Below are 25,477 nucleotides of genomic sequence, written 5' to 3' on the forward strand. Positions count from 1 at the left end.
TCCCTCCCCTCACGGGCTCTTCGGCGTGCCCGGCCCCGGCCGGCCGGTAGTTTGCGCCGCCCCTCCCCCGGACGTCCGCCCGTGCCCCTCCCCCAGACCCCCCCCTGGCTGTTCGCGCTGAAGGGCGTGCTGGCGGTCGTCGCCGTCGCCGCGCTCGTCCACGTCGTCGAGCCGGCCGAGGTGTGGCGGGCCGTGTCCCAGGCCGACCCGCGGTGGGCGCTCGTGGCGCTGGCGCTGGTCCCGGTCAACATCGGGCTGGAGGCGTACCGGTGGGGCCGGCTGGTCCGAACCATCGAGCCGTCGGTCCGCCACCGCGACGTGCTGCGGGCCGTCGTGGGCTCGTACCCGCTGGGGCTCCTGACGCCGGGGCGGATCGGCGACTACGTGGGGCGGGCCGTCTACCTCCGCGAGATCCCGGCGTCGGCGAGCGCCGCGCTCACGTTCGGCGAGCGGATGGCGACGCTGGCGGCGTGCCTGGTGGGCGGGCTGGTCGCGCTCGGCCCGTACCTCCGCGTGCAGGAGGCCGCCTCGCCGCTGTGGCCGGCCGTGCTCGTGGTCGGGTGGCTCGCGACGAGCGGGCTGGTGGCCTTGATCCTGTTCCCCGGCCTGGCCCACGTCGCGCTGACGACCGTCCTGCCATTCGCGCCGGTCCGCCGGGCCGCCGCGTCGTTCTCGAAGATCCCCCAGGAAGAGGCCGTGACGCTGCTGGCGCTGTCGGCCGTCCGCTACGTCGTGTTCTCGGGCCAGTTCGTCCTGCTGGCGCGGGCCGTCGCGCCGGAGGCGCCGTGGCTCGGGCTGTGGATCGGCGTGGCCCTGGTGTTCTTCGCCAAGAGCGCCATCCCCCAGGTGACGCTCGGGGACCTCGGCGTGCGCGAGGGGGCCGCCGTGTTCTTCCTCGGAGCCTATGGCGTCGCGCCGGCCGCCGCGCTCGACGCCTCGCTGGCCCTGTTCGGGCTGAACCTCTTGTTGCCGGCGCTCGCCGGGACGCCGCTCTTGCTCCAGCTCCGCCTGCGCCGCGACAGCCTGCCCCAACGCGGTGGGGCCGAGCCCGACGCCGCCCCCCTCCGCCAGCCCGCCCCGACGGCATGACGAGCGCGCTCGGCCTCCTCCTGCTCGCGCTCGGCCTCGCCTACGTCGCCCGGCTGGGCCTGTGGGCCCGGGGCTTCCGCCGCGAGGCCGCCCGCTCCGACGCCGTCCCGGCACGGCCCGACGCCGCGCTCCCGACGATCACCGTCGTCGTCCCGGCCCGCGACGAGGAGGCCACCATCGGCCCGTGCGTCGACTCGGTGCTGGCGGCGGACTACCCGCGCGAGAAGCTCGAGGTGATCGTGGTCGACGACGACTCGTCGGACGCGACGGCGGCGGTCGTCCGGGCGCGGATGGCGGCGGCGCCGGCGCTCGCGACGGCCGGTCACGAGCTGGCCGAGGCGGACTGGGACGAGTCCGAGGGCGCCGGCCGGCTCCGGCTCGTCCAGATCCCGGAGAACCGGCGGCGCCAGCGGGCCCACAAAAAGCGGGCGATCGAGAAGGCCGTCGCCCACGCCCGCGGCGAGCTCATCCTGACGACCGACGCCGACTGCGTGGTCCCGGTCGGGTGGGCGCGCGCGATGGCGGCCCAGTTCGAGGGCCCCGAGGTGGCGTTCGTGTCCGGCCCCGTCGCGTTCACCGTCCGCCCGACGGACGGCCTGTTCGTCCGGCTCCAGGCAATGGACTTTTTCGGGGTGATGGCGTGCGGGGCCGGCGGCATCGGGCTGGGCCGGCCGAGCCTGGCGAACGGGGCCAACGTCGGCTACCGGCGCGAGACGTTCCAGGCGCTCGACGGGTTCTCGGGCATCGACCACGTCACGAGCGGCGACGACGAGCTGCTGATGCAGAAGATCGCGTACACGACCCCGCTCGACGTCCGCTTCTGCGCCGAGCCGGGCGCGCTCGTCGTGACCGAGCCGGTGCGGACCGTCCGCGAGTTCAGCCACCAACGGCGGCGGTGGGCGTCGAAGAGCCTGAACTACCCCGGCCACCTCAAGGCGACGCTGGCCGGCATCGGCGCGTTCTTCGTAGCGCTCGTCGTGGCGATGGGGGCGGCCCCGTTCGTCCCGGGCCTGTGGCCGTTCGTCGGCGGCGCGCTGGCGCTGAAGGCCGTCGGCGACCTGGCGGTCCTCGTCCCGGCCGCCCAGCGGTTCGGGCAGACGCGGCTGTTGGCGGTGTACCCGCTCCACCTCGTCCTCCACGCGCCGCAGTCCGTCGCCGCGTTCGCTCGGGGCCCGTTCGGCGGGTTCGAGTGGAAGAGCCGGCAGGTCGATCAGTGAGCCGGTGGGCCAGTACGTCAGTGATGCAGGAGATCGGGTCTGATCCAGGCCGACCCGCACCTTCGGCGGCGCGTATCGGCCGGAGGGACCGAGTCGGGACGTCTAAACCGTGTCCGGCCACCGACCCATTGATCACTGACGCACTGGCCCACTGACTCTCCGCGACTCTTTCCTCCCACGGGTGCTCGGGCCGCTCGTGCCCGGCGCTGTCGTGCGTGGGCCGAGCGGCGACGAGCGCACGCTCTACGTCACCGTCGACGACGGGCCGGACGCAAGCGGGACGCCGCGCTGGCTGGACGCACTCGACCGTCACGGCGCCCGCGCGGTGTTCTTCTTGTCGGCCGGGCGGGCGGAGGCGCGGCCCGATCTCGTCCGCGCCATCGTCGACGCCGGCCACCGCGTCGGCAACCACGGCGACGCCCACGTCAGCGCGTGGCGGACGCGGCCCCGCGAGGTCCGCGCCGGCTTCGAGCGGGCCGAGCGGGTGCTGGAGGACCTGACCGGTGAGCCGGTCCGCGACGTCCGCCCGCCGTACGGCCGCGTGACGCCCAGCATCGTCCGGTGGGCCCGGGCCGGCAACCGGCGGATCGTGCTGTGGGACGTGATGCCGGGCGACTTCCTACCTTCCCGGTCGCCCTCGACCTTGGCCGACGAGGTCGTCCGGCTGGCCCGGCCGGGCTCGATCGTGGCGCTCCACGACGGCGCCCCGGCGCCCCGCGCCATCGCCGCGCTCGACCTCGCCCTGCCCCGGCTCGCCGCCGCCGGGTGGCGCTTTCCCGCCCTTCCGCCCCCATGACGCTCGCCCTCGCCCTGGTGTTCGGGGGCTACGCCGTGCTGGCGTGTTTGGTGGCCGGGCGGATCCTGACGGCCCCGGTCCCGCCGCCGCTCGCCGACGCCGACCTGCCGACCGTCGCCGTGGTGGTGGCCGCTCGGGACGAGGAGGACTGCCTCGGGCGGTGCCTCGACGCGCTCCGGGCCCAGGACTACCCCGCCGACCGGCTCACCGTCGTCGTGGCCGACGACCACTCGACCGACGGGACGGCCGCCGTCGTCCGCGAGCACGCCGCCGGCGACGGCCCGCCGGTCCGCTACCTCCGCGTGCCCGACCCCGACGGGCCGCTCCGGGGCAAGGCCCAGGCCCTCCACACCGCCTTCGAGGCCGTCGACGCCGAGGTCGTCGTGATCACCGACGCCGACTGCGCGCCCGTCCCGACGTGGGCCCGCACGCTGGCCGCCGCGTTCGCCGACGAGACCGTCGGGATCGCGTGCGGGCTGGCGCGGCTGGCGCCCCGGCCGGGCCGCCCGTTCGACCGGGTCCAGGCGCTCGACTGGGAGCTCCTGCTCGGCTACGTCAGCGCGGCGGCGGAAGCGGGGGCACCGGCGACCGGGATGGGCAACAACATGGGCGTTCGCCGGGCGGCCTACGAGGGCGTCGGCGGGTACCCGGCGCTCCCGGTCTCGGTCACGGAGGACTTCATCCTGGTCCAGGCCGTGGCCGAGGCCGGCTGGCGCGTCCGGTTCCCACTCGCCGCGGGCTCCGTCGTCTGGTCGCTCCCCGCCGACGGCGTGGCTGCGACGTACGGGCAGCGGCGGCGGTGGGCGCGGGGTGGCCTGAGCGGCGACCGCTGGGTGCTCCCGCTTTACGCCGTCCTGTTCGCCGTCCACGCCCTGCTGGTGGCCGCCGTCGTCGTCGCTCCGCTGGCGGGCCTGGCCGCGTTCGGCGCCAAGGCCGCCGCGGACGGGATCGCGCTGGCGGCGGTCCGTCGGCGTGCCGGAGGTCGCGTGCGGCCGGGCGCGTTGCTGGGCATGGCCGTCTTCGTGACGGTGTACCTCGTGACGCTGCCGGTCGCCTTGGTGCTCCGCCCCCAGATCGGGTGGAAGGGCCGGAGCCATTAGGGCCGGTAGGCGGCACGCCGGTCGTCAGGGATCCGAAGGCGATACGAGCTCCGCAGGTTCTCTGGCACGACGACCGTCCCGGCTCGCTGATGGCGCGGACCGGCGGGAACGCTTGGATCGAGACGGTGGATCTCGGCGGAGAGCGGGGCCGTCCACGTCCTCCATTCCCCTCGCTCTCATGGCCTCCTCTCAACACGTCCGTCGGCATCCCCTCGAAGTCCTCGGTCGGGTCGGCTACGGCGTGAAGGGCGTGCTGTACGCGGTGCTCGGCGTGCTCGCCCTCGACGCGGCCGTTGGGCCTGGCGAGGCCGAGGGGCAGGCGGGAGCCTTCCAGACGCTCGCGCAGCAGCCGTTCGGGGCCGTCCTGCTCTGGGTGTTGGTGGTCGGGCTCGCGGCGTACGCGGTGTGGCGCGTGGCCCTGGCGATCACCGACCCCGAGGGCGAGGGGGACGACCTGGAGGGCGCGGGCAAGCGCGCGTTCTACGTGGTGAGCGCCCTCGCCTACGGGGGCCTGGCGTACACCGCCTACAAGGTGGTCTCCGGGGCCGGCGCGAGCGGGGGCGGCACCGAGGAGCGGGCGCAGACGCTGCTCGGCCTGCCCGGCGGGCGCTGGATCGTGGGCGGCCTCGCGCTGGCGCTCTTGGGCTACGGCGTCTACCAGTTTGTCCGAGCGTACCGGGCCTCGTTCATGGACCACTTTCGGCTCGAGGGGGAGGTCGCCCGCCACCGCGACAAGGTCCGCAAGGCCGGCCAGTGGGGGCTGAGCGCGCGCGGCGTGGTCTACGTCCTGACGGGGCTCTTCATGGCCCAGGCCGCCCTCCGCTCCGACGCCGACAAAGCGGGCGGGCTGGACCAGGCACTCAGCGCGCTCCAGCGGCAGCCGTACGGCCCGTGGCTGCTCGCGCTCGTCGCCGTCGGGTTCGTGATGTACGGGGTCTACTGCGGCGTCAACGCGGCCTACCGGGCGTACGAAGGGCAGTGACGACTCGCGCACCGGGGTGAGCACGCGCTACCCGGAGCTCGCTGGCGAGCCCGTGGCGGGTGGACAGTGGCCGGTGGCGGCCCCGCCGATTCGGCCCCCCGGCCTCGGCGCCTCCGACGGCCCCGCCCCCTGCGGGTGGCCAGACTCGCGCGCGGTCGCCCTGGCTCATGCACAAACCCAGTTGAAACAGAAAAGTAGGCTCCGTAGCTTGACCCGCCACCCCGGCCCACCCCTTGTCCTATGCCCCGCGCGAAAGGCGTCATCCGGATCGACTCCGACTCCACGCACGGCTGGCAGGTCCGGGTGTACCGGGACGGGAAGACGTTCTCACGGCTGTTCTCGGACAAGAAGTGGGGCGGGCGGAACCAAGCCTTCGAGGCGGCCCGGAGCTACCGCCAGGTGCTCCTTGACGAGGTGGCCCAGCTCCCGGCCAAGCCGCGCCGGCGCCGGCTGATCCGCCACAACAAGAGCAACACGAGCGGCGTCGTCGGCGTGTCGCGGACGTACAAGCGGGACCGGCGCGGCATCCGCCACGAGGTGTACGCGGTCTCGTGGAACCCCGAGCCGGGCGTGGCTCGGGGCACGTCGTACTCGATCAAGCGCTACGGCGAGGACACGGCGTTCCGGCTCGCCTGCGAGCTCCGGTGGAAGAAGATGAAGGAGATCTACGGCGACCGCTACGACGTCGAGAGCTACCTCGACCTCTACCGCCAGAAGGCCGCCGTCGACGCCCGCGCCGAGCAGCGGCGCCAGCAGGCGGTGGACTCGTAACCGTGCCGAGTCAGCCGGCGCCGGGGGCCGGCGCCAAGCGGTCCCGGAGCGCGTCGACCAGCACGCCGACCGGGGCCGTCCCGTCGAGGCGGAGCACGGCGTCCGGCGGCTCTAAGGCCTCGAACTGGCTCGCGAGCAGGTCCGGCCCGGCGTAGTGGCCGTCCCGGGACGCCAGCCGGCGGGCCAGCACGTCCCGGGGCACGTCCAGCCACGCCACGGCGACGCCGGGCGGCCCCGCCAGCTTCTCGCGGTACGCCTCGCGGAGCGCCGAGCACGCCAGGACCGTCGGCGGCCCGTCGGCCACGCGGCGGCGGACGAGGGCCTCGAGGCGGTCGAGCCACGGGCCCCGGTCGGCGTCGGTGAGCCCCTCGCCCCGGGCCATCTTGGCCCGCGACGCGGCGTCGTGGTAGGCGTCGGCGTCCTCGAAGGCCCAGCCGAGCGCGTCGGCGAGGGCCCGGCCGACGGTCGTCTTGCCGGCCCCGGAGACGCCCATCAGGAGTACGACGCGGGCGTGAGTCACGGAGGGTTCGCGGGAGACGAGGCGGGCGGTGCGTACTCTTGGCGTCCGTCCCCGATCCCCCGCCGTGTCGTCCCGTCGCATCGCCCGCCTGGCCGTGTTCGCCGTGCTCGCCGTCGTCGTCGGCTTCGTGCTGACCGACGTGCTGGGGCTCCGGGCGTCGGACACGAGCGTGGTCTCGCCGACCGGCTACGTCGGCATCTCGCACGGGAGCCACACGCACTACGTCCCCAACGGGTGGGACGGCGAGACGAGCATCTCGGACTTCCCGACGAGCCCGCCGCCGGAGGGGATGACGGTCAGCGAGACCGGCCAGATCGTCCCGGCGGAGTAGGCGACCTCAGCGGGCCTCGTGGTTGATTCCGGCACTCCTCTCCTCGGACGAGAGGAAGGAGTCGAGCAGCTTCACCTGGGGGTTTCACGTCCCGGGCGGAGAAGGGTGTCACTCCTTGGTCTCCGGGGAGCCGCAATGCCGCGAGAGCAGCCTGGCCGCCTCGTCGGCGATCTCCTTGCCCTCATCCGTTCCAGACCGGGTGCCGAGGTCGACCGCCTGCTCGAACCAGATGCGTGCAGACTTCGGGTTGCCTTCGTCGAGATCCATCTCGCCTAGACAGCGGGACGACAGAGCCGCCCACCGGAGACCCATGGCCGCTATAGTGATGCTTCTCTCAGTAGTCCGGAGTCCGGCCTCGATGGACCTCATAAAGGAGGCACGCGCGTTCTCCCACTCTCCGGGGTTCCGCTGACGGCCGCCCCGAACGCAGAGGACGAAGGCGAGATCGTCGCCTCCTGCCAATCCCGCCTTCTCGGCGTCGGCGACAGCGTGGTCGAGTACGAGCTGAGCCTCGTGCGGGCGGCTCGACCACAGGTTGACCGACAGGTTGCCCCCTGCATTCGCGGCAGAAGCCCACCCGTCGACCTCACCCGCCTCCCCGGCTTGACGCCCGCCCTCAATGGCACCCCGGTAGAACGACTCGGCCTCTGGGAGCCGGCCACGCTGCTTGCTGATCAGAAATCCCAGCATCACACCCGCGCACGAGGCCGCCCACCACCCCTGGGCCTCGCCGGCTTCCCCGGCCCTCCTGCCGTCCTCGATCGCCTGCCGGAGCATGTCCTCCGCCTCCGATGCTTGATCGCCTTCATCAATCAACATCTTCCCGAGGGAGACCCCAGCCTTCGCGATCACCGCCCACCCCCCAGCCTCCCCGGCTTCTCCGGCCTGCCGGCCGACGGCGATGGCGTGCGAGTACGCATTCCTAGCCTCCAAGCGACACTTCAGAACGAGCCCCCGGATCCACCCGATACCATAGAGAGCCCTCGCTGTTTGGACCCATGCATCTGCGCGGTCAACCCGCCGGCTCACGTCGAGCGCCGCTTCGAACGCAGCTAGCGCACGTTCGTGGGCAACGTTTCTACTCACGAACCGATCCGGCCGTGCGACCCAGAGGCTGCCCTGATTCCTGAGCGCAACGGCCTCGGCGACCCGACCGCCGGGCGTCCCGGCCCGCCGGGCCTGCGCGAGCGCCGCCTCGTAGAGATCGTCCGCGTCGTCAAACCGCTCGTCCTCGTATGACCACTTGCCGAGTTGGCGGAGCGCCTTTGAGGCCCAGACCCAGCCCTCAGGGCGGTCGGACTGGCGGCCATCGGCGGCGGCCTCCTCCATCGCAGCCGTTGCCTCGTCGAGGTGGCCGACCTCGTGGAGCCGCTCGGAGAGGGAGTACCCCGCCTCGGCCCGGGCGGCCGGGTCCGGGGCAGCCTCGACGGCCGAGCGGAGGACGTCGAGCCCGGCGTCGTGGTCTTCCCAACCCGTGAGCCAGGCAGCCACCTCGGCCCGCTTCGCCCGTGACGTCTCCGAGTGGTCCCCGACCGGCGACGGCACGACGACATGCGGGAGGATCTGGACCAGCGGCGCGGCCACTTCGACACGGCCGACGCCGAGGAGCCCATCATCGAAGAGGCGATGCCAGGCGCGGTCGGCCTCCTCAGGCCGGAGCCCGAAAAGGACGCGCGCGAGCGACTCCACGAGGTCGTGCGAGAGGAGGGCGCCGAGGTCGCTCGCAGCGCGGGCAGCGTCGAGGAGCGCAAGCGCGTCGGTGTACCGGTCGTCGACGAGCCGCCGGTAGGCCCGCTGGTACTCATTGAGCGTCTCCGTGTGGAGGAACCGGAACGAGGGGTCGTGACCGTCCGGGAGGGGCATGCCAGCCCGGAGAGCCACAGCCCGGAGAAGATCCTCCGAGGGGAGCGCGAGCCGGACGAGATCGGCCTCGCGGAGAAACGCATTGTCGTCTCTGGAAAGCGCGTTCATCGGTCCTCCCGCGTCGACCGTGCCGAGGACGAGGGCGGGCACGCCCCGGTCCCGACACGTCCCTACAAAATCGGCAACGTGGACCAGCGTTCCGTTCCGGTAATGCTCGTCGACGTGGTGCAAGAGGACGCAGATGCCCTCGACGGCGGGCCGCCGAATCCGCGCCGGGACATCTTCGGCGATCAGCGCGGGCTGGGTCAGGGAGGGGATCACCACGAGATACCCGGGGCGATGGGCGTGGAGCCACTCGACGAGTGCCCGCGTCTTCCCGGTGTAGGCTGGACCCCAGAGAACGATCGCCGGGAGCCCGACACGCCCTTGCGTCCACTCGTCGAGTGCTGTCGACAAGTCGGGCTCGACGATGGCGCCGTGGCGGTCCTCGACCGCTCGCGGCTCGTTGACGAACGCGACGGCCGACTCACGCTGGCCGACCGTCGCCGTCCTGAGCCGAAGGCTCCGCGCCAGCGTCGCCCGAACCGCGGCCTGCCACGCTGTCCACGCCTGGCGCCGGGCTACCAGCGCGCTCGCCCCACCCACCGCGACCGCCACGGCCCCGAGCCCGATCCACAGACCCGGCCCGTGCAGGAACGTTGGGAGCCAGCCCGGGGGTGACTCGCCCCACACCTCATAGAGGTACGTGCCGAGGACGCCTGTCGCGAGCGACGAGGCGACTCCAGTGAGCCCTCCGAGCGCACGGGTCGAGACGTGAGCCACGTCAACAGTTCGGATGAGCCGGAGGATACCGCGAAAGGGGGATTCGGCCCACATTGCACCTCACCCTTGCCAGCCCGTAACTCTTATGGACTTCTAGGCCCCCCGCACCGCAGAGAGGACCCTCCGGCCGGCCCTGCGAACCCCTCTCCCTTGTCCGAATAGGATAAGAAAGGGAGGGGGTGTCTCTTCAGAATCTCGAGACCGTCTCAGCACAAACGCCCCACTGACGGCCAGCGCCAGCGGGGCGGGATCGGGGGCGAGCCAGGCGGCTAGGCCGCGTCCGTCTCACTGTCGGCGGCCCGCTCGACGAGCGCCGGGGCCCCGTCGCCCAGGGCGGGGACCGAGCGGTCGGCCGTGAGCCGCTGGGCGAGCCCGGCGAGGTCGACCCCGACGATGCTCTTGACCAGCTCCGGCGTCGTCGCCATCAGCCCGGCGACCGTGTCGGTGACGCGGGCCGCGCCCTGGCCCGAGCCCGTGTCGACGACGGTGAGCTGGCCGATGGAGCCGAGCGGGGCCGCGATCTCCTTGGCGAGCTCGGGCATCATCTTGGCGAGCAAGTCGAGGACGGCGGCCTCGCCGTACTTCTCGAACGCCTCGGCCAGCTTCTCCTTGGCCTCGGCCTCGGCGAGCCCGCGCTCCCGGATGACGTCGGCCTCGGCGAGCCCCTCGGCACGCGCGCCCTCGGCCCGAGCTTTGGCCTCGGCCTCGATCTCGAACTGGCGGGCCTCGGCCCGGCGGACCTGCTGGAGCTTCGACGCCTCGGCGGCCTGCTCGACGGCGTAGCGGTCGGCGTCGGCCTTCTTCTTGACCTCCGAGTCGTACTGCTTCTCGCGCCGCTCGATCTCGAGCTTCTCCAAGTCCACCTCGCGCTGCTTGCGGACGAGCTCGACCTGCATCTGCTCCTCGACGACGGCCCGCTGGGAGCTCGCTTCCTGGATGGCGTACGCCAGGTCGGCCGACGCCTTGGCCGTGTCCTCGTCCTGCTTGAACGCGGCCACCTTGAGCTCGCGGTCGCGCGTGGCCTCGGCCACGTTCGTGTCCCGGACGAGCTCGGCCTTCTGGCCCTCCTCGTCGGCGTTGGCCTTCTTGATGCGCGCGTCGCGCGTGGCCTCGGCCTCCGCGATGTCGGCGTCGCGCTTGATCGCGGCGATGCGCGGGCGGCCGAGCGCCTCGAGGTACCCGTTCTTGTCGCGGACGTCCTTGATGGTGAAGCTGACGATCTGGAGCCCCATCTTCTTGAGGTCGCGCGCGGCGACGGACTGGACCTCCTGGGCGAACTTGTCGCGGTTCCGGTAGACCTCCTCGACGGTCAGCGTGCCCAGGATGGCGCGGAGGTGGCCCTCCAGCACCTCGCGGGCCTCGGCGCGGAGCTCCGTGTCGGGCTTGCCCAGGAACTGCTCGGCCGCCGTCGCCACGTCCTCGACCGAGCTCCCGACCTTGATCACGGCCACGCCGTCGGTCATGACCGGGACGCCCTCGGCCGTGTACACCTCGGGCGTCATGACGTCGAGCTTGTGGCTCAGCAGCGACAGGTGCTCGCGCTGCTGGACGATGGGGACGATGAACGCGCCGCCGCCGCGGACGATCTTGACCTTCCGCGCGCTCTCGTCGGTCAGCACGTTCTTGCCGCCGAGCGCGGCGCCCGTGATGATCATGGCCTCGTCCGGCGAGACCGTCTTGTACCGGCTCGCGACGAGAAGGACGAGGAACACGAAGGCGACGATGACGCCCAGGGCGACGACGCCGCCGACTCCGAGGAGCTCAAGCATGGGGATGGGGGTTCAGGGTTCACGGGTTCAGGGTTCGCAAGGCCGCGGGTGGAAGAAACCCCCGGACCTCCGGCCCCCGAACCGCCAGGGTCAGTGCGTTTGCAAGCGGGGCGGGAGCGCGGGCCGGTCGGCGCCTTCGAGGTCGTCGGTGTCGAGCGGGGCGACGCGCAGGACGCCGTCGGCCGCGACCTCGACGACCACGACGGCGGTGCCGGACGGGATCGGGCGGCCCGAGAACGAGGCGGCCGTCTGGAACGTCGTGCTCGCGCCCATCCGGACGACGACCTCGCCGAACCCGTCGGCCGGGACGCCCGTCGTGAGCTCGCCCGTCTTGCCGGCGTACTCCCTCACGGAGAAGCCCGTCGAGTTCTCGCTCGCCTTCATCGGCTTGACGTAGACCGTGTGGAGCACGACGGCGGCCACCAGCCCGACGGCGGCGGCGATGGCGATCTCGGCCGTCGGGCCGACCTCCGTGTAGGCGTCGAGCACGAGCCCCGCCCCCCCGAACAGCGTCACGCCGAACACGGCCGAGAGCGGGTCGAACGCGCCGCCCAGGTCGATGGCCTCGAGCGCCCCGTCGAGCGCGTCTATGGCCGCCTCCAACAGGTCGCCCAGGACGACGAGCAGGACCGAGACGGCCACGCCGCCGCCGAGGCAGATCCAGTAGACCGTCGTCATCAGAGCGGGGAGGCGAGTGAGAGCCCGGTACGACGGGACGCACGGCCGGGTTACGCCCCACGCCAAGGTAGGCGACGCCCCCGCCGCGCACACCCTGCGCATCGGCGCCCCGCCGGTGCGCACGCCGACCGGTCACGACTCGGGGGCCCGCGCCGCCTGGAGCGGTCGGGGCCGACGGGGTCCGTTCAGGACGTCCTAGCTGTAGATCGAGTCAAGGATCGACGCGCGCGACGACGAGGCGGTCTTGATGAGCAGCACGGACGAGGCGAGGCAGGCGAGGCCGAGCGCGGCCAGAAGGCGGAGGCGCGAAGCGGTCATGGCAAGGGGAGCGAAGGTGCCCGAAGCGCTTCCAAAGATCGCGCCATCGCCGCCGTCGCCCGCCGGATCCCGTCGGACGGGGCCACGAGGGCGCCGAACGGGCCGCCCCCACGGCTGGACGGCGCTCGCTCCGCCGCCGCCGCGCGGCCCGCGTTCCGATTCCTCCCGTCCCCTCGCCGGACCGCCCCGGGACAACGACGAGGCGCGTGAGCTGACGCGGACCCGGAAGCGCGGAGGAGTCCGCCTCCGCCCCCCACAGGTCGTCGACTGCCGGAGGCGGGCCCGGCACGGCGCTCTTGTGCGGAGTCCCTCAGCGGGTGTCCGGCCCGGGCCGCCCGTCGTAGAACGGGTTGACGTCGGGCCGGTCGACGCCCCGGTACATCCGGGCCATGCGGACGTAGTGGGCCGCGTTCGCCCGGTTCCGCTCGACCTCGTCGTCCGACAGCGCCCGGGCGACGCGAGCGGGCGAGCCGATCACGAGCGACCGGGGCGGGACGACGGTCCCGCCCGTCACGAGGGCGCCGGCGCCGACCAACGAGCCGGCCCCGACCACGGCCCCGTCCAGCACCACAGCGCCCATCCCGACGAGCACGTCGTCCTCGACGGTGCACCCGTGGACGACGGCGTTGTGGCCGACGGTGACGTTCTCGCCGATCCAGCACGGGTGCGTCCCGCGCGAGACGTGGACGGTCGCGTTGTCCTGGACGTTGGAGCCGGCGCCGACCCAGATCCAGTGGACGTCGCCCCGGAGCGAGGCCCCGAACCAGACGCTCGCGCCGTCGCCCAGCGTGACGTCGCCGACGACGGCGGCGGTGTCGGAGACGTAGACGCCGGCGCCGACGACGGGCGAGCGGCCGAGGAAGGTGTCGATCATGGAGCGTGCGGGGGAAAGCGGAAGGTGCCACCGCGGGCCCGGCAACGCCAGCCGTCGGCGGACTCAGGGGATTCCCCGCGCGCCGCTCGGACCCCGGGCACACGCCCCGCGTACCTCCGGCCCGCCCCGCCCCCATGCCCGACATCGTCGTCTCCCGCCCCCACGCGCTCGGCCTCGAGGCCGCCCGCCGCGCCGTCGACGAGGTGGCCGAGCGGCTCCGCCGCGAGTTCGGCGTGACGACGCGGCGCGAGGGCGACACCGTCTTCGTCGAGGGCCGCGGCGTCCGGGGCCGGCTCGACGCCGCCGCCGACGCGGTCCGCGTCGAGGCCACGCTCGGGCTGACGGCCCGGCCGTTCCGCCGCCTGCTCCGCCGCGAGATCGAGACCGAGCTCGACCGGCTCGCCCCCCTCCCCTGACCCCCACTTCCATGTCCGCCACCGTCCGCCGGTTCGTCCTCGACCGCTTGTACCCGACCGTCTTGGACGGCGTGCCCGGCCTGGGCTCGCCCCAGGACCGCGCCGCCGAGGCCCGCGCCGGCGGCGGCACGCTCGACGAGCAGGTCGACCGACTCGTCCGTCGCCACGTCGCCGTCTCGGCCTCGGCCGGGTTCCTGAGCGGGCTGGGCGGGTGGATCACGCTGCCCGTCCTGCTGCCGGCCAACCTGGCCGCCGTGGCCTCGGTCCAGCTCCACATGGCCGCGTCGGTCGCCGCGCTCGCCGGCCACGACCCGCGCCTGCCGGCCACGCGAGAGCGCGTGCTATCGTGCCTCATCGGCTCGGGCCCGGCCGACCCCGCCCGGGACGCCGAGCAGGAGACGCTCGACCGGTTCGGGCTGAAGCTGGCCGAGCGCGGGCTGAACCTCGTCGTGTCCTCGACCGTCGGCGCGGCCAAGTGGGGCGCCAAGAAGGTCGTCGCGGGGCGGGTCCAGCGGAGGGTGCTCCGCGGGATCCCGCTCGTCGGCGGCTTCATCGGCGCGGCGTCCGACGGCTACGTCACGATGAAGGTGGCCGAGGCCGCCCGCGACGAGTTCTTCGGCGGCGTCGACGAGCCCTCCTCCCCCGACTTCTCCCCGTCCTCCGGCGACGGCGTGCCGTCGGGCGTCGTGCCGGCCCCCGGCCCGCCGGCCTAGCCCAAGACGCCGGAGACGCTCTCCGCCTCGACGCGCGAGGGGGCGGAGAGGGACTCCCCTGCCCCGTCCGGCCTCTCCACCCTCGCCGGTCCCCGGGCCGTCCGGCCGTCGATCGCACGACCGGCTGGCGCGACCCCGGCCCCTTCTCACTCCCCTCTCACATGGACACGATCCCCAACGAAACCGAAGCGGCCGAGGTCGCCGCCACCACCGACGAGATCGAGCGTGGGCTGACTCAGATCCCGCTCTCGAAGGCCATCAACAAGATCGACGACTGGAAGCGGAAGGTCGAGCAGACCGAGCGGGCCGACCTCCTGCCCATCGCGGCGGCGCTCGGCGAGCTCCACCAATCGCTCGTCGGCGAGCACATCGACGGCATCCGCATCGGCGCGATCCTGGTCCGCCTGGGCGAGCAGACCGAGGCCGCGGCCGGCGACGTGTCGCCCTCGACCACAGGCGACACGAACGAGGACCTCAAAAAGGGCCTCAAGCGGCTCGGCTCGCTCCTCCGCCACGCGGGCGGTGCCCTGGGCGGCTCCTCGACCGGCGGCTCCTCGACCCCTTCCTGAGCCATGCGCGGATCCACCCCCGACACCGACCGCGCGGCCCTTGACCAGACCGAGGCCGCGCTCGCCGGGCCGATCACGGCGCTCACGCCGTCGGCCGCGCTCACGCTCGTCGACCACTGGCGGACGGCGTGCCTGGGCTCCGACGACCTCGACCTGAGCGGCGTCGCCGCCGGGCTCGACGACCTCCGTGCCCTCTTGTCCGGCGACCGGCTCGACGGGCGCGCCATCGCCGACACGATGGCGGGCCTGGCCGAGGCCACCCGTGCTGCGGCGGCGCTCGCGCCTGACGAGCGCGTCCAGCCCGGTCTCGAGCGGATCGCGACCGGGCTCGACCGCGCCGCGACCGCCCTCGGCGCTTGACCCCTCCCCCGACTCACTCCCCTCTCGACTCCATGTCCAGCACGTCCGACCGTCCGACCCAGGACGGCATGTCCATTTTCAGCACGCTCGAAGCGTTCAACGACGGGCTGACCTCGACGCTCTCGCCCACCGCCGCCGCCGACGTGTGCCGCGGGTGGGCGGCCAAGATCGAAGCGGCCAACCGGCCGGACCTCTTGGGCATCCGCGACGGCCTCGTCACGCTGGCCCGCCAGCTCGAAGGCCAGCAGGCCGAGGGGCCGGCCACGGCCGCCGACATCGGCGACACGATGAAGCGGCTGGGCGCCCACACGGCCGAGGCCGCCGACACCATCGACGAGGAGCACCTGAAGGCGCCGCTCCGCCGGCTCGGCGGCTACGTCAAGGCGGCCGGCATCGCCCTGGCCGGCGGCTCGCGGCCGGACGAGATCGCCGGCATCTCGACCGACGTCGACGGGACGCCCGGCGACCCCGAGCTCCGCACGGTCAACGCGGCGCCCGACCTCAGCGACCGCCCGCAAGGCGACGCCGACGTGTCCGACGACGTCCACGACGTGCCGGGCGACGAGACGCCGGGGACCGCGCTCAACCCGCACTGACCCGATGCGTCAGCCGTAGCTCACGGCGACGACGGTGAGCGGGCGGTCGCCGGACGGCGTGCTCAGCACGGCCGCGTCGCCGGCCCGCTTGCCGGTCACGGCCCGGGCCAGCGGCGACGTAAACGCGACTGTGCCCGCCTCGGAGTCGGCCTCGTCGACGCCGACGATCCGGACCGTCCGCTCGGCGCCGTCGTCGTGGCGGACGGTGACCGTCGCCCCGAACCGGACCTGGTCGGACGCCACGGCGGCCGGGTCGACGACCTGGCTCCGGGCGATCCGTTCGACGAGCAGGCGGAGCCGGCCCGTCAGCAGCTCGCGGTCGCGGCCGGCGTCGGGGTGCTCGGGGTCGAGCGCGGCCCGCTCGCGCTCGATCTCGGCCTTCTCGGCGCGGAGCGCCGCCAGCCCGGCCGGCGTGACGTAGTTGGGGACGCCGGCCGGCAGCGGCGCGCGCGGCGGGACGACGACGGGGACCTCGGGGGCCCCCTCCTTGACAAAGGCTCGGCTCATGGCGCGTGAACGCATCGGCACCGGGAGAGTCCCCGAGCGCTGTCTGAAACAAAAAAAGGGCGCCTCCCAGAAGGTCGGGAGGCGCCCAGAGGCACGAGCGGAGACCTCTACATCTCCGGCTCGCCGGGCTCGTCGATGATCTCGCCGTCGCCCATCACGTCCTCCATGTCACCGGCGGGGGCGCCGTCCTCGATCTGCTCGTCGATCCGGTCGGCGGCGTCGTCGTAGTTCTCCTCGATGGCGTCGCCGGTCTCGTCCATACCGGCGTCCTCGTACGTCTCGTCGATGGCCTCGCCCTGCTCCTCGACGGCCTCGGCCGTCTCGGACTGGCAGGCGGTCAGGCCGACGGTGAAGGTGAGGGCGAGGGCCAGAATGAATGCGCGCATGATGCTGTTGGGGTGGTGTGGGTGTCGACCGGCCGCCGACGCGAGCGATGAGCGGCGGGGACCGGGCCCCCGGCGGGAGCGCACCGAACATACCCGTTTCGATGTGGAAGGCAATGCATCCCGCCTCCACACGACGCTCACCGGAGGTCCACACCCGAAAAGCGGGGCGCCCCTCTAGGGGCGCCCCGCCGATCGTGCGAGCCGGACGTAAGACTACATCTCCAGGCTCTCCTCGTAGACGCCGTACTCGTCGTCGTTGAGGAAGCCGTCGGCGTCGGTGTCGTAAGTCCCGAAGGCGCCGTCGCCGATGCCGGTGTTGTACTCGTCCTCCGAGAGCATGCCGTCGGCGTCGGTGTCGTAGGTCACGAGGCCGTCGCCGAGGACGTCGGCGTCGGGCTCGCCGGGCTCGTCGATGATCTCGCCGTCGCCGATCACGTCCTCCATGTCACCGGGAGGGGCCCCCTCCTCGTAGGCCTCCTCCGTGGCGGAGTCGGCGCAGGCGGCGAGGCCGAGCGGGAGCGAGAGGGCGAGGGTCAGGATGAATGCGCGCATGAGAGTGCGGGGGTGGGTGGTACAGGAGGGCCGACGGCGCGAGCGATATGCGCCGGAGGCCCTGAGCCCCGTCTACGCGGCCCCCTCCGGGAAGGTCCGGGGGCCGGTCTCGGCTGGGGCTTGGCCCCACGCGAGGCCGCCTCAGGGGCCGCAGGGGTCGTCTTTCAGCGGCGCCGCCGTGCGGGCGGCCCCACGCCTCCGTCGATTTCTTCAGGTCGGCGAGCGCCATGAGCGCCTCGATGGGGTCATCCGGTCGGGCTCGGGCGCGAGGAGCCGGTCCATCACCTTGGTCGCCACGGGGTCCGGCGCCGCTCCATGAACGACGAGCGCCCCCGACCTCAGGGTCGGGGGCGCTTCGCCGGGTACGGACGGGGGCCCTACAGGCCCGTCGTATCGGGATCGGCATCGACGAGCGGGTCGTCCATCACGTCGTCGTCGACGACGGTGGCCGTGTCCCCCTCGAAGGGAGTCGGATCGACGTCCTCAATAGCGTCGGTCGTGGCGTCGAAGTCCTCCTCGATGACGTCGCCTTGCTCCTCGACGGCGTCGGTCCCCTCCGACTGGCAGCCGGTGAGAGCGAACGGGACCGCGAGGGCGAGCGAAAGGATAAAAGCGCGCATGGGCGATGCGGGGTGGGTGAGCCGGAATCAACGGCGGCTTCGGCCGCCGGCTCCGAGCCCGCCAGGATTTCACCGCGGGGTCACGCTATCCCTCAGCCGTCTTCTTGAGATCGGCGAGCGCCATGAGCGCCTCGATGGGCGTCATCCGGTCCGGCTCGATCGTCGCCAGCCGGTCGAGGACCTCGGTCGCCACGGGGTCGGGCGCCGCCAGGGCGACCGGGAGCGCGTCCGGCGCGGGCAGCGCGCCGACCGACGGCCGGGCCGGCTGGGGCATCCCGTCGCCCGACGCCTGGACGCCGACCTCGGCGGCCACATCGTGCGCTTCGAGGTGGCCCAGCACGCGCTTTGCCCGGGCCACGACCGACGGCGGGAGCCCGGCCATCCGGGCCACCTCGATCCCGTAGCTGTGGTCGGCCCCGCCCGGCGCCAGCGTCCGCAGGAACACGACCTTCCCCTCGTGCTCGCGCACGCGGACGCTGTAGCTCTTGACCCGAGACAGCCGCTCGGAGAGCGCGTCGAGCTCGTGGTAGTGCGTCGCGAAGAGCGTCCGCGCGGCGACGGCCGGCGTCTCGTGCAGGTGTTCGACGATGGCCCACGCGAGCGACAACCCGTCGAACGTGCTCGTCCCCCGGCCCACTTCGTCTAGCAAGATCAGCGACCGGGCCGTCGCGTTGTTCAAGATGTTGGCCGTCTCGTTCATCTCGACCAGGAACGTCGACTCGCCCGCGGCCAGGTTGTCGCTCGCGCCGACGCGCGTGAACAGGGCGTCGACCACGCCGACGCGGGCCCGCGCCGCTGGCACGAACGCGCCCACCTGCGCCAGCAGCACGACGAGCGCCGTCTGCCGCAGCACGACGCTCTTGCCGGCCATGTTGGGCCCGGTGATGAGCAGGATCTGCCCGGCCTCAGTCGCAGCCTCGGCCTCGTCCCCCACCGGCGCCGCGACGCGGACCGAGTTGGGGATGAACGCCTCGCCGGCCGGCAGCACCCGCTCCACGACCGGGTGCCGCCCGTCGACGATGTCGAGCACGGCCGAGTCGTCGACCTCGGGGCGGACGTAGCCGTGGCGCTCGGCGACCTCGGCGAACCCGGCCACCACGTCGAGCGTGGCGAGCGCGTGGGCGTTCGTCTGGATCGGCCCGACGGCTTGGGCCACCTGCTCCCGCAGCGCGTCGACAAGTCGGGCCTCGATCTCGCCGATCCGGTCCTGGGCCGTCAGGATCGTCTCCTCGTACTCCTTGAGCTCGGGCGTGATGTAGCGCTCGGCGTTGACGAGGGTTTGCTTGCGAATCCACTCCTCGGGCGCCTTCTCACGGTGCGCGTTCGTGACCTCGAGGTAGTACCCGAACACCTTGTTGTAACCGACCTTCAGGCTGGGGATGCCGGTCCGCTTGGACTCGCGCGCCTGGAGCTCGGTGAGGTATTCCTTGCCCGAGCCGGCCACGTCGCGCAACCGGTCGAGCTCGGCGTCGAACCCGGGGCGGATGGTGCCGCCGGCGGCGAGCTGGGCCGGCGGCTCGTCGACGAGCGCGGCGGCGATGGCGTCGGCCGTCTCGTCGCACGGCTCCAAGCGGTCGCGGAGCCGGTCGAGCAGCCCGGCGTTCTCCCCGTCGAGCAGGGTTTGGATCGGGGGGATCTGGCGGAGCGTCTTGCCCAGCGTCACCAGGTCGCGCGGCGTGGCCCGGCCGGTGCAGACCTTGCCGCACAGCCGCTCCAGGTCGCCCACGTGCCGGAGCTCCTCGCGGATCGAGCGCCGCAGGCGGGGTGCCGTGAACAGCGCGTCGACCGCGTCCAACCGCTGGCGGATCCGGCCGACGTCGCGGAGGGGGCGAACGAGCCACTGGCGCAAGAGCCGCCCGCCCATCGGCGTCAGCGTCGCGTCGAGCACGCCGACGAGCGAGCCGTCCCTGCGCCCGTCCTGCATCGAGGCGACGAGCTCCAGGTTCCGCTTGGTGGCCGGGTCGAGCGCGATGTGGTCGTCGGCCCGGTAGCGCTGCAAGCGGCGGACGTGGGGGATCCGCCCTTTCTGGGTCTCGCCGAGGTAGTACAGCGCCGCGCCCGCCGCCGTCACGCCGACCGTCATCCCGTCGACGCCGAAGCCCTTGAGGCTGTGCGTCTGGAAGTGGCGGAGCAGCGTCTCCGTCGCGAAGTCGAGCCCGAACACCCAGTCCTCCTGGCGCGTGACGGCGAACGGCGGGTCGCCGCCCTGGACGGCCCGCATCGCCTGGCGGAGCCGGTCGACCTCGCGTTTGTCGACGACGACCTCGGCCGGGGCGATGGTCTGGAGCAGCGAGCCCAGCCGCTCCTGCGCGGCCTCGGTCACGAAGAACTCGCCCGTCGAGGCGTCCGCGAACGACACGCCGACGGTGTCTTTGTCCCGCCCCTCGCCCCAGGCCACGGCCGCCAGGAACGTCGAGTGGCGCGCGTCCAGGAGCGGGTCCCGGAACGCGACGCCCGGCGTGACAACCTCGACCACGCCGCGCTTGACGATCTTGCGCGCCATCTTGGGGTCCTCGAGCTGCTCGCAGACGGCGACGCGGTGGCCGGCCTGGACGAGCTTCGGGAGGTGTTGGTCGAGCGCGTGGTGCGGGAAGCCGGCGAGCGGGATCTCCTCGGCCGCCCCGTTGCCCCGCTTGGTCAGCGTGATCCCGAGCACGTCGGCGACCACGACCGCGTCGTCCTCGAACGTCTCGTAGAAGTCGCCCATGCGGAAGAGCAGGAGCGCGCCGGGGTGGCGGTCCTTGATCTTCCAGTACTGGCGCATGAGCGGCGTCTGCTTCTGCCGCTTGCGGTCCTTGTCGCTGAGGAAGAGGTCGTTCTGGTCGGCCACGGTGCCCGGTAGGTTCGCCCGGCCCAAAATAGACGGCGCCCGCCGCCAGCGTCGTGGCAGCGGGCGCCGGTTCGGAACGAGCGCTTTCTCCCTAACTCACCCGGCCCCCACCTTGTCATCCTGAACGAACGTGAAGGATCTCAACTCGGGCCCCGAGCACGTCGGCGCCGGCCCCGTCGATCTGGTAGGTCGGCGTTGAGATCCTTCGCAAGCTCAGGATGACAAGGTGGGACACTGTGGGATAGCTCTGGGGCGCCAGCCGTGAAGGCCGCGAGCTGTCTACGGCGTCTGGTCGTCGCTCTCCGGCACGGGGAACCGGTCGAACACGTCGTCGCCCGGGCGGTCGATGGGCAACGTGCTGAGCCGGCCGTAGCGGCGGAGGTCGAGCCAGCGGTGGCCCTCGGCGTAGAGCTCGTAGCGCCGCTGGCGGAGCACCTCGTCGATGAGCGAACCCTGGCCCTCGTCGCCGTCGTAGTCGTCGAGGCCCGCTGCGTTGCGGATCACGTCGAGGGCGTCCGTCGCCGCCCCGGCGTTGCCGAGTTGGGCGTTGGCCTCGGCCCGGAGCAAGACCAGCTCGGCGTTCCGGATGATCGGGATGGGCGAGGTCGGCGTCTCGTACACGTCGACGTCGAAGCCCGAGGTCAGGCCGTCGAACGTCCGCGAGGCCGACCGCTCGGCCACCTTCGAGATCCGGCGGTCGTCGTCGGCGATGTCGGCCACGAAGCTCGGGTGGGCCAAGACGCCGTCGCCGCCGCCGTCGAGCGGGAAGAAGAACGGGTTCGTGACGTCGCCGGCGCCCGTCGAGAACTGGTGGTACGCCCCGATGGTGAGCGGGGCGCCGGTGTCGAGGAACGAGCCGTCGAGCGCGGTCAGGACGCCGGCCCAGTCCTCGCGGTAGGCGTCGACGCGGGCGGCCAGGCCCCGGTTGATCCGAGCGTAGCCGGCGACCGTGTTGGGCACGCCCTGGCCAATCGACGTGTCAAAGAAGAAGGACGAGCCGGCCTGGAGGTCGGCGAAGCCCTCGTCGAACAGCGCCGCGATCCGGTCGAGCGCCGCGTCGTAGCCGACGAGCGGGCCGGCCTCGTCGTCACCGGGCTCGATAAACCGGATGCCGTTCTCGAACGTCAGGTTGAGGTTGAGCAGGTACGAGTACGCGATCCAGGTCTTGGCGAACCCGCGGGCCGCCGCCTTCTGCCCGTCCGAGAGCACCGTGTTGGCGTCGACGGCGAGCAGCATCGTGTTCGCGTTCCGGATCGTCGTGTACCGGGCGGCCCACGGGGTCGTGGTGTAGAACGTGTTGTTGTCCAAGACCGACTCGGCGCGGCCCAGCAGGTCCTGGGTAAAGCGCGGGTCGGACGGGCTCACGCGCCAGTACTCGCGGCCGAGCACGCCGACGTCGACGAGGTAGGCGCCCAGCCCGAGCCGCGACGACGCCTCGACGCCGACGGCCACGTTCGCGATGGCCGCCTGGGTCGGGTTGTCGATGATGTCGTCGAGCGCCGGCCCGTTCGGGTTCGGCCGGTCGTCGATGCCGACCAAGTCGCAGCCGGCCAGGCCGACGACGGCGACGAGCGCGGCGATGCGGAGGGAGAGAGTCATCGGGAGAGGGGGACAGTCGGGGGAGATCAAGGGGAACCGCGGGCGGCCTAGAAGCCGAGGTTGACGTGGAAGAACAGGTTCCGCGACGACGGGAACGGCGTCACCTCGACCCCGGACGCGACCGGCTGGTTGCCGAAGTTGCTGACCTCGGGGTCGTAGCTCTTGTAGGGCGTGATCGTGAACAGATTCGTGGCCGAGACGCCCAACCGGACGCTCGAGAGCGCGCCCGCGAACGGGCCGAAGAGCGTCGGGGCGAGGTCGTAGTCGAGCCGGACCTCGCGGAGCCGGAAGTACGAGGCGTTCTGGACGAACGGGCGGGCGCTCACGCCGAGCGAGTTCACCCGCTGGACCCCGTTGATCACGCCGTCGCCGTCGTCGTCCGCGTCGAAGTCCGGCGACGTGCCCGAGAGGTCCGACAGGAGCTCGGTCAGGTTGATGATGTCGCCGCCCTTTTTCCAGTGCGCGAACGCCGTCAGGCGCAGCCGCCGCATGACCGTGACGTCGTTGAAGAACGACATCTGGAAGTCCGGCGAGACGTCGCCGAGCGCGACCACCTCCCCGTCGTCGATGCCGACGATCTGGGTCGGGCTCTTGCCCTGCTCGATCCGGATCGAGCCCAGCGTCGCGCCGAACCCGCCGCCGCTCGCCTGGAAGGCCGGGACGTCGAGCTCGGTCACCTCGGCGTCGTTGGCCCAGAAGCTCGTCCGCGAGATCCACCGGACCATCGGCCCGTCGACCGGGATCAGGCTCAGGCCCAGCTCGATCCCGTTGTTGCGGAGCTGGCCGCCGTTGAACGTCTCGACGCCGAACCCGGACGAGAGCGGGACCTGCCGCGTCAGGAGCAGGTCGTTGACCGTCTTCGAGTAGACCGTCCCCTCGAAGTTGACGCGGCCGTCCAAGAGCGTCAGGTCGAGGCCGGCCTCGACCTCGCTGGCCCGCTCGGGCTCGACATCGGCCAGCCCGCGCTGGCCCCCGATCGACAGGCCGATGGTGCCGCCGACGGCGAGGGTTCCGAACGTGGTGAACTTGGCCCCGAACGGCGCCGTGTTGCCCGTCTGGCCGAACGCCGCCCGCAGCTTGACCAGGTCGAAGGCGCCGCCCTGCAACAGGCCGAGGTTGGTCAGGTTCACCGCGAGCCCGGCCTTCGGGTAGGCGTAGAACTGGTCGACGTCGCCGTTCGCCGACGACTGCTCGGCCCGGACGCCGACCGTGCCGATGACGGCGTCGCGCCAGTTGATCTCCTCCTGGGCGAAGACGGCCCGGTCGTTCTGGAACAGGCGGCCCTGGCTGGTCTGGAGCGCCGAGGCCTGGTCGAGGTTGGTCTGGTTCGGGATCAGGCCCTGGGCCACGCTCGACACGTTGTTGAAGTCCTGGTCGAACGCCGAGAACCCGACCTGGGTCGTGAAGCTCAGCGCTTGGCCCTCCGGCGCGAACCCGTGGACGGCGAGCGCCTGGACGTTCGTGTTGAGGTTCGTCGTCGTGCCCTGGACCGACGTGCCCGGCAGGCCGTCGTCGTCCTCGAACTGGAGCTCGACCGGGAACAGGTTCTCCTGGTCGAGCGCGTAGAAGTCGACGCCGCCGATCCCGATCAGCTGGAGCGACTGCGTGTTCGTCGCCAGCAGGTTGACCGTCAGCCGGCTCGAGCCGAGGAACCGGTTGTTGGTCTCCTGGATCGTCGCCAAGTCCCGCGTCTGGAGGAAGTTCGACGAGTTGAACGGGTTGTCCGGGTAGACGCCGTCCGCGTCCGGGAAGAGGTCGACAAAGTTGGGCGTGGCCACCAGGCCGACGCCGAACGTCGTGCCCGAGTTGTCATTCCCCGTGATCCCGCGCGCGGCGACCGACCGGACGTAGTTGAGGTTGGCGTCGACGGAGAACATCGAGCTCAGCCGGTGCGTCACGTTGAGCCGGCCGGACTGCTTCTCGTAGCCCGTGTTCTCGACGATCCCCTCGTCGTCCTTGACGATGCCTGAGAGGTAGAACTGCGTGTTCTCGTTGCCACCCGAGACCGAGAGGTCGGAGGTGAGCAGCAACCCGTCGTTGCCGTAGAGCGCTTGCTCGTAGTCGTAGAACCCGGCGGCCTGCCCGGCCTGGAACAGCCCGCGGATCCGCTCGACGCTCGCGTTGTACGCGGCGATCTGCTCCGGCGTCGCGTCGGCCCGCGGGCGGGTCGTGAACTGGCCGACTGCCGTCTCGGCCGTGAACTGGCGCGTGCCCAGCGTGCGCGCGATCGACGTCACGCCGACGGTCTGCGCGAACCGGACCTCCGTGGCCCCGGCCGAGCCCCGCTTCGTCCGGATCACGACGACGCCGTTGGCCGCGCGGGCGCCGTAGATGGCCGCCGCCGACGGCCCCTTCAGGATCTCGATGGACTCGATGTCCTCCGGCGCCAGGTCGGCGATCCGGCTTACCGGGTTGTCCTGGTTCGAGGCGCTGCCGCCGCCGGCCGCGGCCGTGACCGCGTTGATGCCGTTCGCGACCGCGTCGTTCGAGATGATCACGCCGTCGACGACGTAGAGCGGCTGGCTGTTGCCGTTGATCGTTGTGATCCCGCGCAGGCGGACGTTGATCCCGCCGCCGGGCGCGCCCGAGTTCGAGTTGACGACGGCCCCGGTGATCTTGCCGTTGAGCGCGCCATCGAGGGTCTGGGGCGTCGAGATCTCGGACAGCTCGCGGGCCGAGATGGTCTCGACCGAGTTGGCCAGGTTCGCCCGCCGGACCGACGTGCCCAGGCCGGTCACGACGACCTCGTCGAGCCCGAGCAGGTCCTCTTCGAGCGCGATGTCGAGGACGGTCGTGCCCGCGGGCACCTCGACCTCTTGGGTCCGGTAGCCGACGAACGAGACGGTCAGCGTGCGCTGGCCCGGAGGCAGCACCAGCTCGTACTGGCCGTCGATGTCGGTCGTGGTGCCGATGTTGGACGCCAGCACGAAGACCGTCACGCCGGGGAGCGTGGTGCCGGACTCGGCGTCGGTGATGGTGCCGCGGACGGTGCCTTGCGCGGCAGCGACGAGCGGGAGCACGAACAGGGCAGCGACGAGCGCTGACCGTACGGTAGAAAGGACCATGGGAGGAGATGGGGCGACGTGGACGGTCCGCAACCTATCCCCTTCCCCAATCCTTCGCACAGCGGATTCTCAAATTGATACGAGGCCTCCCCCAACGGTTCTCTCGTCCCAGTGGACGGTCCCAAACCAGAACC

General features: G+C 72.4%; 25 protein-coding genes. 12 read left to right on the forward strand and 13 right to left on the reverse strand.

Features of this window, described 5'->3' with window-relative positions:
- The first annotated feature begins 81 nt into the window (after positions 1 to 81).
- From ACOOHE_RS13315 to ACOOHE_RS13340, 6 genes are all read left to right on the forward strand, one after another.
- The gene (locus tag ACOOHE_RS13315; RefSeq protein WP_420454573.1) at positions 82 to 1,089 is read left to right on the forward strand and encodes a lysylphosphatidylglycerol synthase transmembrane domain-containing protein; all 1,008 of its coding nucleotides are present in this window, start codon (positions 82 to 84) and stop codon (positions 1,087 to 1,089) included.
- A complete protein-coding gene (locus ACOOHE_RS13320; protein ID WP_420454574.1) occupies positions 1,086 to 2,306 on the forward strand; it encodes a glycosyltransferase in 1,221 nt (406 codons plus the stop codon). The genes ACOOHE_RS13315 and ACOOHE_RS13320 overlap by 4 nt, the downstream gene beginning before the upstream one ends.
- A 196-nt stretch (positions 2,307 to 2,502) precedes the next feature.
- On the forward strand, positions 2,503 to 3,102 hold the full coding sequence (locus tag ACOOHE_RS13325; protein ID WP_420454575.1) for a polysaccharide deacetylase family protein: 600 nt from the start codon (positions 2,503 to 2,505) through the stop codon (positions 3,100 to 3,102).
- Positions 3,099 to 4,202, forward strand: coding sequence for a glycosyltransferase (locus ACOOHE_RS13330; protein ID WP_420454576.1), 1,104 nt, complete (start codon positions 3,099 to 3,101; stop codon positions 4,200 to 4,202). The genes ACOOHE_RS13325 and ACOOHE_RS13330 overlap by 4 nt, the downstream gene beginning before the upstream one ends.
- Before the next feature lie 178 nt (positions 4,203 to 4,380).
- The gene (locus ACOOHE_RS13335) at positions 4,381 to 5,184 is read left to right on the forward strand and encodes a DUF1206 domain-containing protein (RefSeq protein ID WP_420454577.1); all 804 of its coding nucleotides are present in this window, start codon (positions 4,381 to 4,383) and stop codon (positions 5,182 to 5,184) included.
- A 240-nt stretch (positions 5,185 to 5,424) separates the two neighbouring features.
- A complete protein-coding gene (locus ACOOHE_RS13340; RefSeq protein ID WP_420454578.1) occupies positions 5,425 to 5,955 on the forward strand; it encodes a hypothetical protein in 531 nt (176 codons plus the stop codon).
- A gap of 10 nt (positions 5,956 to 5,965) precedes the next feature.
- Here the strand turns inward: ACOOHE_RS13340 and ACOOHE_RS13345 are convergent, their stop codons facing one another.
- Complete coding sequence (locus tag ACOOHE_RS13345; RefSeq protein WP_420454579.1) at positions 5,966 to 6,475, reverse strand: gluconokinase; 510 nt, start codon at positions 6,473 to 6,475, stop codon at positions 5,966 to 5,968.
- Between the two features lie 64 nt (positions 6,476 to 6,539).
- Here ACOOHE_RS13345 and ACOOHE_RS13350 point away from each other — a divergent pair, with 64 nt between their 5' ends.
- The gene (locus ACOOHE_RS13350; RefSeq protein WP_420454580.1) at positions 6,540 to 6,806 is read left to right on the forward strand and encodes a hypothetical protein; all 267 of its coding nucleotides are present in this window, start codon (positions 6,540 to 6,542) and stop codon (positions 6,804 to 6,806) included.
- 108 nt (positions 6,807 to 6,914) lie between these two features.
- Here the strand turns inward: ACOOHE_RS13350 and ACOOHE_RS13355 are convergent, their stop codons facing one another.
- The 5 genes from ACOOHE_RS13355 to ACOOHE_RS13375 form a co-directional block, all read right to left on the reverse strand.
- Positions 6,915 to 9,491 carry a hypothetical protein gene (locus tag ACOOHE_RS13355; RefSeq protein ID WP_420454581.1) on the reverse strand — a complete coding sequence of 859 codons (2,577 nt, stop codon included), beginning with the start codon at positions 9,489 to 9,491 and terminating at the stop codon, positions 6,915 to 6,917.
- 269 nt (positions 9,492 to 9,760) lie between these two features.
- Positions 9,761 to 11,260 (reverse strand): flotillin family protein, encoded by a 1,500-nt coding sequence (locus tag ACOOHE_RS13360; protein ID WP_420454582.1) that lies wholly within the window; start codon positions 11,258 to 11,260, stop codon positions 9,761 to 9,763.
- Positions 11,261 to 11,350: 90 nt separating this feature from the next.
- Positions 11,351 to 11,938 (reverse strand): protease, encoded by a 588-nt coding sequence (locus ACOOHE_RS13365; RefSeq protein ID WP_420454583.1) that lies wholly within the window; start codon positions 11,936 to 11,938, stop codon positions 11,351 to 11,353.
- Between the two features lie 195 nt (positions 11,939 to 12,133).
- Positions 12,134 to 12,256, reverse strand: a complete 123-nt coding sequence (locus tag ACOOHE_RS13370) for a hypothetical protein (protein ID WP_420454584.1) — start codon at positions 12,254 to 12,256, stop codon at positions 12,134 to 12,136.
- Between the two features lie 310 nt (positions 12,257 to 12,566).
- Complete coding sequence (locus ACOOHE_RS13375) at positions 12,567 to 13,130, reverse strand: gamma carbonic anhydrase family protein (RefSeq protein WP_420454585.1); 564 nt, start codon at positions 13,128 to 13,130, stop codon at positions 12,567 to 12,569.
- A gap of 134 nt (positions 13,131 to 13,264) precedes the next feature.
- Here ACOOHE_RS13375 and ACOOHE_RS13380 point away from each other — a divergent pair, with 134 nt between their 5' ends.
- The 5 genes from ACOOHE_RS13380 to ACOOHE_RS13400 all read left to right on the forward strand — a co-directional run bounded on the left by ACOOHE_RS13380 (position 13,265) and on the right by ACOOHE_RS13400 (position 15,784).
- On the forward strand, positions 13,265 to 13,546 hold the full coding sequence (locus ACOOHE_RS13380) for a polyhydroxyalkanoic acid system family protein (protein ID WP_420454586.1): 282 nt from the start codon (positions 13,265 to 13,267) through the stop codon (positions 13,544 to 13,546).
- Between the two features lie 11 nt (positions 13,547 to 13,557).
- The gene (locus ACOOHE_RS13385) at positions 13,558 to 14,259 is read left to right on the forward strand and encodes an EcsC family protein (protein WP_420454587.1); all 702 of its coding nucleotides are present in this window, start codon (positions 13,558 to 13,560) and stop codon (positions 14,257 to 14,259) included.
- 161 nt (positions 14,260 to 14,420) lie between these two features.
- Positions 14,421 to 14,828, forward strand: a complete 408-nt coding sequence (locus ACOOHE_RS13390; RefSeq protein ID WP_420454588.1) for a hypothetical protein — start codon at positions 14,421 to 14,423, stop codon at positions 14,826 to 14,828.
- Positions 14,829 to 14,831: 3 nt separating this feature from the next.
- A complete protein-coding gene (locus ACOOHE_RS13395) occupies positions 14,832 to 15,188 on the forward strand; it encodes a hypothetical protein (RefSeq protein WP_420454589.1) in 357 nt (118 codons plus the stop codon).
- A 32-nt stretch (positions 15,189 to 15,220) separates the two neighbouring features.
- Positions 15,221 to 15,784: a hypothetical protein gene (locus tag ACOOHE_RS13400; protein WP_420454590.1), complete on the forward strand. Its 564-nt coding sequence runs from the start codon at positions 15,221 to 15,223 to the stop codon at positions 15,782 to 15,784.
- 9 nt (positions 15,785 to 15,793) lie between these two features.
- On the opposite strand, the gene ACOOHE_RS13405 is transcribed toward ACOOHE_RS13400, so the two are convergent.
- The 7 genes from ACOOHE_RS13405 to ACOOHE_RS13435 all read right to left on the reverse strand — a co-directional run bounded on the left by ACOOHE_RS13405 (position 15,794) and on the right by ACOOHE_RS13435 (position 25,343).
- Entirely contained in the window at positions 15,794 to 16,291 is a 498-nt protein-coding gene (locus tag ACOOHE_RS13405; RefSeq protein WP_420454591.1) for a GreA/GreB family elongation factor, read from the reverse strand.
- Positions 16,292 to 16,398: 107 nt separating this feature from the next.
- Positions 16,399 to 16,677: a hypothetical protein gene (locus ACOOHE_RS13410; RefSeq protein ID WP_420454592.1), complete on the reverse strand. Its 279-nt coding sequence runs from the start codon at positions 16,675 to 16,677 to the stop codon at positions 16,399 to 16,401.
- Positions 16,678 to 16,890: 213 nt separating this feature from the next.
- The gene (locus ACOOHE_RS13415) at positions 16,891 to 17,229 is read right to left on the reverse strand and encodes a hypothetical protein (RefSeq protein ID WP_420454593.1); all 339 of its coding nucleotides are present in this window, start codon (positions 17,227 to 17,229) and stop codon (positions 16,891 to 16,893) included.
- A 377-nt stretch (positions 17,230 to 17,606) separates the two neighbouring features.
- Positions 17,607 to 17,849 carry a hypothetical protein gene (locus ACOOHE_RS13420; protein WP_420454594.1) on the reverse strand — a complete coding sequence of 81 codons (243 nt, stop codon included), beginning with the start codon at positions 17,847 to 17,849 and terminating at the stop codon, positions 17,607 to 17,609.
- Between the two features lie 85 nt (positions 17,850 to 17,934).
- Positions 17,935 to 20,613, reverse strand: a complete 2,679-nt coding sequence (gene mutS, locus ACOOHE_RS13425; protein ID WP_420457627.1) for a DNA mismatch repair protein MutS — start codon at positions 20,611 to 20,613, stop codon at positions 17,935 to 17,937.
- A 345-nt stretch (positions 20,614 to 20,958) separates the two neighbouring features.
- A complete protein-coding gene (locus tag ACOOHE_RS13430) occupies positions 20,959 to 22,278 on the reverse strand; it encodes a RagB/SusD family nutrient uptake outer membrane protein (RefSeq protein WP_420454595.1) in 1,320 nt (439 codons plus the stop codon).
- Between the two features lie 47 nt (positions 22,279 to 22,325).
- Positions 22,326 to 25,343, reverse strand: a complete 3,018-nt coding sequence (locus ACOOHE_RS13435; RefSeq protein ID WP_420454596.1) for a SusC/RagA family TonB-linked outer membrane protein — start codon at positions 25,341 to 25,343, stop codon at positions 22,326 to 22,328.
- Between the last annotated feature and the right edge of the window lie 134 nt (positions 25,344 to 25,477).

The sequence above is a fragment of the Rubrivirga sp. genome (genome assembly GCF_965213695.1).
In the GTDB taxonomy this organism is placed as follows: Bacteria; Bacteroidota; Rhodothermia; order Rhodothermales; family Rubricoccaceae; genus Rubrivirga.